Genomic DNA, 11585 nt, shown 5'->3' with positions numbered 1-11585 from the left:
GAAAGACAGTTTAGTAAAACCAAGTTTTATTTAAAAATATTATAAGGTTTTACTAAACTTTTTATGTCTTTTTATAGTCAATAATGTAGGATGTATAGAACTGCACGCTTTTTGCGGTTTTAACTGACTCAGTATAAATGTTTTGTCATCAATTATTTTTATATTATTGTAATTGGTGAGAAAATTCTAACAATAAAGAACGGATGAGACAACTCAAGATCAGTAAACAGATCACGAACAGGGAGTCACAATCGCTGGACAAATACTTACAAGAAATTGGTAAGGTTGACCTGCTAACACCTGATGAAGAAGTAACTCTTGCAAAACAAATTCGTGAGGGAGACCAAATTGCATTAGAAAAATTGACAAAAGCGAACTTACGTTTCGTAGTGTCAGTTGCTAAGCAATATCAAAATCAGGGGCTTTCTCTAGGTGATTTGATCAACGAGGGTAACTTGGGTTTAATTAAAGCTGCCCAACGTTTCGACGAAACGCGTGGTTTTAAGTTTATCTCCTATGCTGTTTGGTGGATTAGACAATCTATTCTTCAGGCACTAGCAGAGCAATCTCGTATCGTACGTTTACCATTAAACAGAGTGGGTTCTTTGAACAAGATCTCAAAAACTTTCTCTGAGTTGGAACAACGTTATGAACGTGAGCCTTCTCCGGACGAATTAGCAGAAGTTTTGGATGTAACTACAAACGAGGTTGTAGATACAATGAAAATTTCTGGTCGTCATGTATCTATGGATGCTCCTTTCGTACAAGGTGAAGAAAATAACCTTTACGACGTATTGGAAAACGATATGGAGGAGAAGCCTGATACAGAGTTAATGAATGATTCTTTACGTAAAGAAGTACAACGTGCCCTTTCAACGTTAACAAAACGTGAGGCAGATGTAATTACTCTATACTTCGGATTAAACGGAGAGCATTCAATGACTTTAGAAGAAATTGGAGAAAAATTCAATTTAACACGTGAACGTGTACGTCAGATCAAAGAAAAAGCGATTAGACGTCTTCGTCATACTTCAAGAAGTAAAGCACTGAAACCTTATTTAGGATAATCCCTAGAATAATAGTTTCAAAAGAAATAAGAACGACGCATCTTTAAAATGGAGATGTGTCGTTTTTTTTATGCCTAAATTTTATCACATTAGTTAGCGTTTAACCTCTTAAAAATCAGGATTTTGATAAAAATATAACCCAAGTACATCATTCATTTTATTATAATCACTCTTTTTGAGACGATTTTAAAATCTAGTTTTTTATAAAACTGAGATTTATTTAAATCGTTGATATACAGGTTTTTGAGTTTTTTTATTGTTCAGTTTTTTTACCCTTTGTTCATGCGTTGTTTAGTTTTGATCGAGTGATAATACATCAATATAACAAGAGGTATTGTGATATTTAGCTAATCAATTATATCTGGTTGCTAGAGACATATCTACTATTGATATAAATGAAACTAGCTTGAAATGAAATGGTAAATACTATGAATTTTACTGAAATGTAAAGGAGAATTTTCTGTAAGATATCCACTTGTAATCTGATGTTGTATTTACTCATCATGTTATGGATTGGGTTCCCCAACTTTATTTTTTACTCCTTAGGCAATTGAACGTACTATGAACTATTGCCATTAATGAATGAATTATTACTTAAATTATTATGAAAACACTTCAACTATTTGTGATTTCGGCACTATGCCTTTTCACCTTAAACACTTATGCCCAAAATGATTGGGATGGTGTTCCTATTCCAGCAGATCTACCTGATGGAATGATCTGGGAATTAGATCCTGTATCAGATGGATTTAATTATGAATCTAATAGCTCGAACCGAGGAGAAGAGTTTGATGACAGATGGAATGAGTTGTATATCAATGGTTTCTCTGGTCCTTCAGCGACTTCCTATCACAAAGATCACGTATGGACTTCTGATGGAAATCTAGTGATTCATGCAGCTAAAGACAATCAAAACATTATTTATACGGGTTGTATATCATCTAAAAAAGCTTTCAGTTATCCTATGTTTATGGAGGCAAAAGTAAGACAACCTAGTTGTATGTTAGCCGCTAATATTTGGATGATCAGCCAAGATGAAACAGAAGAATTGGATATGTTAGAATCGTATCCTAATGTGCAAGAAGATGGTGGTTGGTTAGATCAGAGAATCCACTTAAGTCATCACACTTTCATTAGAGATCCATTCCAAGATTATCAACCTCGTGATGAACATGGTGTGAAAGGGACTTGGTATTGGGAAGAAGATAGAACTTCATGGCATGACGACTGGCTAAGAATTGGTGTGTATTGGGTTAACCCTAATCACGTTGAGTATTATATCAATGGTAAGTGGGTTAGAACAATGAAAAGTCATGAGCACTCTTACTTAGATGAAAAAGGAGAGGTACAAACTGTTTATACAGAGTTTGATGCATTGGATAAATTTGGATATACTGAAGGAACAGGTTTAAGTAAACCTCAGCATATTATTATCAACATGGAGCAACAAGATTGGTTGACAGCATTGAATGTTTGGCCAACTGATGAAGATTTAGACGATGCTAATGGTAGAAATTTCTATTTAATCGACTGGGTAAGATTATACAATGTAATTCCTGAAACAGGGGTAGTTGCAGTGGAAGGTGTTACTGTTTCTGAGCAAGAAATTATTTTACAACCTGGAGAAACATTTGATTTAGATCACGTGATATTACCAGCAAATGCAACGAAAAAAGCAGTTTCTTGGACCACAAGTAACCCTATGATAGCTACTGTAAACGGCGAAGGTGTAGTCCGTGCAATTTCAAGCGGTATTGTTACTGCAGATGTAATTACTCAGGATGGAGAATTCTTTGCTCGTTGTAAAGTAGAGGTAGTGGGTGATGCTATTCCTAACCCTGTTCAAAGTATTGAAATTACAGAAACTGCTCTTGAATTAAATGTCGGACAAGATATTACCATTGATCCAATATTCACTCCTGCGGATGCAACAGATCAAAGAGTACTATGGGAGTCTTCTAACTCTTCAGTCGCTTTTGTAGGTGCGAATGGTTTGATTGCTCCTCTAAAAGCAGGTACAACTACAATATCAGTTACTGCACAAGATGGTGGTCACACTGATCATATTGAAGTAACAGTAATTGATCTACCTGTAGATACTGTTGATGTTACTGGTATCTCAATTACTCCTTTGGCTGGTAATGTAGAAGAAGGAGATGTATTAAGTTTAAGTACTGAAATTACTCCTGCAGATGCAACGAATCAATCTGTAGGTTGGTCATCAAGTAATGAAGCGATCGCTACAGTTTCTCCAAATGGTACAGTAACAGGTGTTGCCATGGGCGAAGTAACAATCACTGCAACTTCTTCAGATGGAGGATTTACCGCAACAGCCACAATTACTGTTACAGAAAAAGTGTGTGTTCCTGAAACACCTTCTGTGGTTATCACATCTTCTGTAACATCGGCGAAAATAAATGAGTGTATACAGTTATCTACTCAAACTGTTGGAGAAACGTGTGATGGGACTACTCTAGATCAAACGGTATCTTATGTTTCAAGCAATACATCGGTTGCTACCGTGGATAATAATGGATCTGTATGTTTTGTGTCAGAAGGAACAGCAAACATTACTATAACAAGTATTGAAGGTGGAGAGTCAGTTTCATTATTAGTGACTGGTACAGCAGATGATGTGATTACTCCACCTACGGGATTAGTAATTGAAGCGGAATCATTTGTGGCTACAGGAGGTACTTATGGTGGTTTCGAAACGTATTCAGTAAACGGGGTGACTGCAACAAATTATAATCAGACTGGTGATTGGGCAGAGTATAATGTTGAAGCTTCTGGAGAATATGAAGTGGAGTATTTTGTAGGTACTTCAGTATCTGGTGCAGCAATCAAAATATATGTTGACAATGTAGAAGTTGGATCAGACGCCGTTCCTAATGTTGGAAACTGGGATAATTTCACTTCAGTTAAATCAACTCATAAAATTAATTTGACAGGTTCTAATACCATCAAATTAGAAGGAGCAGGTACAAATGGTTGGGAATGGAATATGGATTACTTCGTGATCACACCAACATCTACCGAAGTACCTCAACCAATTGCTGTAACTGGAGTTACTTTAAATTCTTCAAGTATAGATTTAACGGTTGGAGGTAACGCTACATTAGTAGAATCAGTAAGCCCATCAAATGCCGATGACAAGTCTGTGACTTGGTCTTCTTCAAACGATGCTGTAGCAACAGTTAGTAATGGAGTTGTTACAGCTGTTAGTGAGGGTAGTGCTACCATAACTGTAATAACTAATGATGGTAATTTTACAGCTTCATCAATGGTAACTGTGACAAGTATTATAGTTGAAGATGAAGAATTTACGGTAGAAGCTGAGTTATTTACTTCAACTGGAGGTACAATAAATGATGCTGCTTGGGGTGGTCCAGGATTAGGAGTGAATACAACTTCAACTAATATCAATTGGGTAAATTCAGGAGATTGGACAGAATATTCTGTAGTTGTTCCTGCCACAGGTGTATATTCTATTGAGTATTTGATTTCTACACCTCAAAATGATGCACAAATAACAATTGAAATTGACGGTCAAACTTCGGTTACTAATGTTCCAAATAATGGTCAGTGGGATAGTTATTCTGCTTTAAGTGGAGGTACTATTTCATTAACTGCGGGAACGCATATATTAAAAGTAACTGCATCAGGATCAAGTTCTTGGCAATGGAATTTGGATAAAATTATTTTCAGAACTTTATCTGCAGCTAGATTCTCGAATGTAGCTCTACCTGATTATTCTGAAGTGGTATTATATCCTGTGCCAGTAAGTAAGGTATTAAACATTAAAGGTTTACCTCAAGGAGAATACAGTGTATCGATCATGAACATTTCAGGTATTCCTGTATCAAAACAAATAGTTGACGCTACATCTAAAGCAGTAGTTGATGTTTCAAGACTTGGAACAGGTATATACTTTATTAGAGTACTTGGTAATGGAATAGATATTAGAAAGAAAATAAGTATTAGATAAATGATAATTTAATTTCAAATTATTGGTAACAAAAGAAGCCTCACTTGTATAAAGTGAGGCTTTTTTAATTACTGTTAAAGCCTCCAATTTTATAGAATTATTTTGAAAAAGAATAAAAGTGAATAAACTTTTGTAAGTTATCAATTATATGAAATGAAACTCTCTATCAATTACTGAATCTAAATCAAACAAATAAAGATGACTAAATTAAACAACCTGTTTCTATTAGTTGGGTGCATTCTATTTATTGGGTGTTCATCAAATCCTAAAAAAATAAGTGATGAAGCTTCTGACTTAATAGAATACCCTAATGATGTAATTCCCTTTATGTCGAATTGGAAAATACTATTGGGTGATGGAACCCGATCAAACGATCTAACAAAATTTGAAAAGAAAGACTTTTTTTATGTTCAAAATGATGGAAATACGGATTGGGTAGTATATAAAACACCTAATTCAGGTATCACATCAAAAACATCTAGTAATACAAGAACCGAGTTAGGAGAAAAGAAAAGATGGTACCCTAAAGAAGGAGGAAGACTGACAGGAACACTAAAAGTGCAACATGTTTCTACATTAGGGGATGCTAGAGTAGCTGCTTCTTATTCGGTAGTTATTGGCCAAATTCATAGTGATGAAGGACATGAAAATGAACCTTTAAAGATCTTCTATAAAAAGTTTCCTGGTCATCAAAAAGGATCTATTTTTTGGAACTATGAGATCAATACAGAAGGCGATAATGGAAAAAGATGGGATTATTCTCAAGCAGTTTGGGGATATGATATGTCTGTTGTCGGACATCAAAAAGATCAATACCCTGAAGAACCAAAAGAAGGAATTGCCTTGGGAGAGGAGTTTTCTTATGAAGTCAATGTCTATAAAGGAATAATGTACCTAACTTTTAAAAGTGAAAGACATCCGACAGTTCGCTTCACTAAAAATTTGCTATCATCAGAATTTGAAACTTATGATAAAATTCCTGATCAAATACATGAGTTATATGCATCTTTAGGTCGTGATGGCGTAGAGAAGAAGGATGCTTATGCAGGAGAAAAGCAGATTTTCAAACAAGGAGCCTATAATCAGACGAACGGAAAAGATCCTAATACAAACATAGTTTGGCATACAGGCTCGGACTCTTTTGGAGGAGATATACAGAAACAATATGCTAATGGTGCCTACGCGGAAGTGTGGTTTAGGGAAGCGAGCTTGGGAGAAGGATATTTACCTCAATAAAAACCTATTGATATATAAAAAGGCCTCAAAAATTTTCATCAAACTTTTGAGGCCTTTCTTCTTTTGAGAAGATAAATTATCTCGTATTGATGTGGTCAATACTTTTGTAAATATCTTTTACAATATCACTGTCTTTCATACCAATTCCTTCAAACAAGTTAATTGCTCTACGGTAAGTTTTTAAAGCAGCAGCAGACTTTTCGTCGCCCATATCTTTGTACAAATCACCAAGTTCTTTGATACAAGTAGCATGTTCTAATGTAAGAGCCCCATAATATGCTTCTCTCACCTTTGCTACTTGAATAAGCGTTTTTTCTGCTTTCACTAAACTATCTTGAGAAGAATAAAGAGTAGCTAAGCTATATAAAGAATTACCATAATCGATATGTTGTTTTCCTACACTTTTTTCTCTTGCAGTCATCCCGTCAGTAATTGCTTTTTCAGCCTCATCGAAACGTTTAGCTTCGATGTAGAAAAAGGCTAAACTATCAAGAGCTTTACCGTAAGTAGTGTGATCTGCTCCTAGCGCAGATTCAGTATCAGAAATAATTTGCTTATAAGCAGTTTCAGCATCAGGAGAATTTTGGATATTCATAATTCTCGCTTTAGTAATTGAAGCAGAAATACCTTCAGGAGACTTATTTTTTCCCTTCTCAGTATAAATAGCTATTGCCTTATCAGTATTTGCGTTGGCTATATCAATTTGATTTTGATTGATTTCCAACTCAGCTAACTCAATAAAAGTAATCGCCACTTCTAAACTCTTATCACCAAATTTCTTTTGTATACCTGCTGATTTTTTCTTCATTAAATCATAAGCATCTTTTTCAGAGTGTAGCTTTAAATCGATATGTACAGCTAATCTTTCTACTTCTGATAAATATTTTTTATGATCGATTCCAAAAGCATCACCTAAGCGATCTACGTATTTCTTATAGGCGTTGATGGCTTCATCTGTTTTTAGATTTTTCTCTAATAATGTAGCCTCTTTTAAGTAAAGGTGAACGTAAGATTGTTTAGGAGCATCTGATTTTTCATATTCAGTAATTGCTAGGTTTAATTGTATAGCAGCTTCCTCAATGCGTTTTAAACCCATAGAAATATCAGCTTGTTCTGAGAGAATACTTGCATATTCAGCTGTACCTTTCAGGTGTTTTTCTGCGATGGGTGTAAGCGTTCTGTACATTCCATCAGCTTCCTTAAACTTCCTTCCTTTTACATAAAGTAAGGCATGTTTATGTTTTGCAGAAGCGTAAGCTTTAGAATCAGTTCCTGTTACTTTTTCTGTCGTTTTTTCTGCTTTGTCATAATAAATACTTGCTTGAGCAAAATTTTTCATGTGCAGACTATTATCAGCAATGTGAGTTTGTGTACTCGCCATCTTTTCAGAAACAGCATTACCTGATTTGAAAAGTAATTTTTCTAAAGATTGAAAATAGATATTAGCATTACCTAAATCTTTTTGTGCTTGGTAGGATAAAGCCAAATATTCGATGGTGTGAATGTAGTCAGGGTGAGTATCTCCAACAGTTTCTTTTCCCTGAAGCCTGGCAGTTTGTAAGCTTTGTATTGCTTTGTTATAACTTTTCTTTTCGTAAGCACTTTTACCCGTTGTGTAATTTGTATTAAAATCTTGAGCAAAACTTTGATTGAATAAAATTACGGAAAGAAAAATACATGTAAAGATAATCTTAAATGATCGCTTCATAACAGTTTTGATATGTTATTAAGTAGGTAAAGAACGCCTCACAATATTTACGATAATAATAGTGAATTAGTTAATCTATCTTAAAGACGTCCTTTGAGGTTAAATAATACCAAAGCAAATCTTAGACCTAATGTGATTTATGATAAGTTTTTGGTAGAATTGCACTTAGAATTAATAAAAATATTTACTAACCATACGAAATGATGAAGAAATTCATGCAACTAGCGCTTGTATTGATAATGTCTCTACAAGCTTCCGCCTCTGATTTTGGAAATAACAAACCTCTAGATGAAGGGATGTGGCTTCCAATGTTTGTATCGAGATTGAACTATGTCGATATGAAAAAAGAGGGCTTAAAATTAACAGCTGAAGAAATTTACAGTGTCAATAACAGCTCATTAAAAGATGCTATCGTTCATTTCGGTGGTTTCTGTACAGGTGAAATTGTTTCTGATAAAGGACTGATTTTCACTAACCATCACTGTGGATACGGTGGTATCCAATCGGTTTCTACAGTTGAAAACGATTATTTAACGAATGGTTTCTTTGCAAAATCTTTTGATGAAGAAAAGCCAATTGATGGTCTTTTCGTTCGTTTCTTACAAAGAATGGATGATGTTTCACCTCAAGTAAATAAAGAGTTGGAAGGTCTTAAAGGAATGGAAAGACAAAAGAAAGCTGCTGAGGTGATGAACCAAATCAAAGCGGATAAAGAAAAAGAATTAAATAACGACAGCTATGAGGTATCTGTGAAGTCTTTCTTCGAAGGTAACGAATTCTACATGTTTGTTTATGAGCGTTTCGACGATATTCGTTTAGTAGGTAACCCTCCTGAAGGAGTTGGTAAATTCGGTGGCGATACAGACAACTGGATGTGGCCAAGACATACTGGTGATTTCTCTGTTTTTCGTGTATACTCAAACAAAGACAACCAACCAGCAAAATATTCTGAAGATAACGTACCTTATACGCCAAAACATCACTTGCCAGTTTCTATTAATGGTGTAGCTAAAGATGATTTTGCCATGATTATGGGTTACCCAGGATCTACAGATCGTTACTTAACATCTGAAGGAGTGAAACAACAAATTGAGGTATTTAACCCACTTTTTGTTGAGATGCGTGATGCTATTCTTAAAACTTGGAGAAAGCACATGGATGCTGATCCTAAAGTAAGATTACAATATGCGTCTAAATATGCTTCTACAGCAAATTACTGGAAGTATTTCATTGGTCAAACAAAAGGTTTGAAGCGTCAGCATGTGATTGAGAAAAAACAAGCAGATGAGGCAAAATTCAATCAGTGGATTGGCCAAGATGCATCACGTAAATCAGAATATGGTGAGGTAACTGAAATGCTAAAAGAAGGATATGCAGGTAAGAGAGATGGTCGTGTAGCGATGGTGTTACTTACACAAGGGGCCTTCAGAATGGAAGCAGTAATGCAAGCTAGAAAGATGGCAAGATTTGTAGGAGAAGCTTCTAATGAAGAAACTTCGGAAGCATCATTAAAAGCAGCTCAAGAAGCAGCCTTAGATGCCGCTAAAGGATTCTTCAAAGATTACGACTATTCTTCTGATAAAGAATTAGCAGTTGTTTTATTAAGAAAATACAAAGAGGTATTAGACCGCCCAGAAAATAAAAATCTTCCTGTACCAGGTATATACGAAGAAATTGAAAGAGAATTTGATGGCAGCTATGAAGCATATGTTGAAAAAGCATATTCTACTTCTATCTTCTCTGATCAAGCCAGAACAGAGGCATTTATCAATAACCCTTCACAAGAAGCTTATGCTGCTGATATGTTGAAGGAATTACATGATGAGTTTTTCCAAGCTTACCTAACAGTAGCAAAAGAAGAGCAAGAAGCAGAGCTAAAAGTGTCTGATGGAAATAGATTGTATGTAAAAGGTATCAGAGAAATGAACCCGAGTACATCATACTATCCAAATGCGAACTCAACGATGCGTTTAACTTATGGTCAAGTGAAAGACTATATTCCTGGTGATGCAATGTTTTATGCTTACTATACAACATCAAAAGGTTTATTAGAAAAAGAAGACCCTAAGAACCATGAGTTCATCCTTCCAAAAGAAATTAAAGAAGGAGTTGTTAAGAAAGACTTTGGTCAATATGCTGATGCCAATGGCGAGTTAAGAATAGCCTTTATTACTAATAATGATATTACAGGTGGTAACTCAGGTTCTCCAGTAATTAATGGTAAAGGTGAATTAATCGGTTTAGCATTTGATGGTAACTGGGAAGCAATGTCAGGTGATATTTCTTTCGAGCCAGATCTACAACGTTGTATCAACGTAGATGTACGTTATGTACTTTGGATTATGGATAAAGTATACGGTGCGAAGAACTTAATTGATGAGATGACAATCGTTGGTGGTAAACCTGCAAAAGGTAAAGCTTACGAAGATTTAATGCCTAAAAAGTATTAATCAATCCCTCTGAAAAAATAAATAACGGTACTTTGGTTTCGACTGAAGTACCGTTTTTTTATGAAATTTAGTTAGTCATCAATCTTAAAGATTTAGGCAACATTCCAAATTTATTCTTTACACTTGAGCTAAAGTGGGATGCATTTTTAAAACGAAGCATATATGCAATCTGATTAATAGCATAATTAGAATTTTGAAGTAAATCTTTTGCCTTTTCTAATCTTTCTTCTTTTATAAATTGATGTGGCGTCTGATCATATACTCTTTTGAAATCTTTTTGAATACTACTTTCTGAAATAAAGAATTGTTCTGAAAGATGTTTCAAGGTAAGATTATCATCTAGGTTTTTTAGAATATATTTTTTGATATCTAAAACCCTTTGCAATTGTAATTGATGGTAGTGTGTATATTGTTCTGTATCTATTTTTTTGATAAGTAATAAGAACTCTGCTAAAACATTATATCCATAACATTTAATCATCAATTCCATCCAATCATACTCTCCATCCAAGTCTACAATTTGTTGGATGAGTACTTGAATTTTATGAGGACAAAAGTGATAAAAAGTAAAAGGTTTGTCACTATCTAAAAGTTCTCTTAATACAGTAAGTCTACTGTCCTGTAATTCACTAAAATTTTGTCTATTGATATGAAAGGTAATGATGACAAAATCTTCCTCTTTAGGAATGTCGATATACGTCTCATCTTTAGTATTTGACCAAGAAACTTCAAAAGAAGAAGTATTGTTGTGGAAAGGAATTTTATTCCTACCGGAATGATAGGTAGGGATATTAGAAAAAACTAAGGGGATATTATCGTTGTTTTTGTTCGCTCTTCTAATCAGGTGAATATCTTCAATTGCCTTACCTTTAGCAATACTGATTTCTATTCCTATTTCAAAAGCTAAAACTAAATAAGAAATTTGGAATTGAGGTGTATCAACTTCTACTATTCCGTAGTTTTCTTCAACACCATAATCTTCACAAAGCTTCTGTGAAATCACACTTGCATTTCCAGCCTCAATAATAAAATCCATATTCCTGTTTTTGGTTATTTTTTTGATGAATTAGAGCATATATACTTTAACAAACGACGTTTGAGATAATATGTTTTTCGGATAATATTCTATTAATATT

General features: G+C 34.5%; 6 protein-coding genes. 4 read left to right on the top strand and 2 right to left on the bottom strand.

Going from position 1 to position 11585, the window contains the following annotated elements:
• Positions 1-203: 203 nt before the first annotated feature.
• The 3 genes from NH26_RS12905 (at position 204) to NH26_RS12895 (ending at position 6291) form a co-directional block, all read left to right on the top strand.
• Positions 204-1067, top strand: a complete 864-nt coding sequence (locus NH26_RS12905; protein ID WP_044207596.1) for a sigma-70 family RNA polymerase sigma factor — start codon at positions 204-206, stop codon at positions 1065-1067.
• Between the two features lie 604 nt (positions 1068-1671).
• Entirely contained in the window at positions 1672-5055 is a 3384-nt protein-coding gene (locus NH26_RS12900; protein WP_044225766.1) for an Ig-like domain-containing protein, read from the top strand.
• Between the two features lie 198 nt (positions 5056-5253).
• Positions 5254-6291 (top strand): polysaccharide lyase family 7 protein, encoded by a 1038-nt coding sequence (locus tag NH26_RS12895; RefSeq protein WP_044225768.1) that lies wholly within the window; start codon positions 5254-5256, stop codon positions 6289-6291.
• Between the two features lie 76 nt (positions 6292-6367).
• On the opposite strand, the gene NH26_RS12890 is transcribed toward NH26_RS12895, so the two are convergent.
• Positions 6368-7999, bottom strand: coding sequence for a tetratricopeptide repeat protein (locus NH26_RS12890; protein ID WP_044225770.1), 1632 nt, complete (start codon positions 7997-7999; stop codon positions 6368-6370).
• 200 nt (positions 8000-8199) lie between these two features.
• On the opposite strand from NH26_RS12890, the gene NH26_RS12885 reads away from it, so the two are divergent.
• The gene (locus NH26_RS12885) at positions 8200-10449 is read left to right on the top strand and encodes a S46 family peptidase (protein WP_044225772.1); all 2250 of its coding nucleotides are present in this window, start codon (positions 8200-8202) and stop codon (positions 10447-10449) included.
• Positions 10450-10516: 67 nt separating this feature from the next.
• On the opposite strand, the gene NH26_RS12880 is transcribed toward NH26_RS12885, so the two are convergent.
• Complete coding sequence (locus tag NH26_RS12880) at positions 10517-11485, bottom strand: helix-turn-helix transcriptional regulator (protein ID WP_044225774.1); 969 nt, start codon at positions 11483-11485, stop codon at positions 10517-10519.
• Positions 11486-11585: the final 100 nt, after the last annotated feature.

The sequence above is a fragment of the Flammeovirga pacifica genome, assembly GCF_000807855.2.
GTDB lineage: Bacteria > Bacteroidota > Bacteroidia > Cytophagales > Flammeovirgaceae > Flammeovirga > Flammeovirga pacifica.
This window is presented reverse-complemented; position numbering and strand designations above follow the sequence as displayed.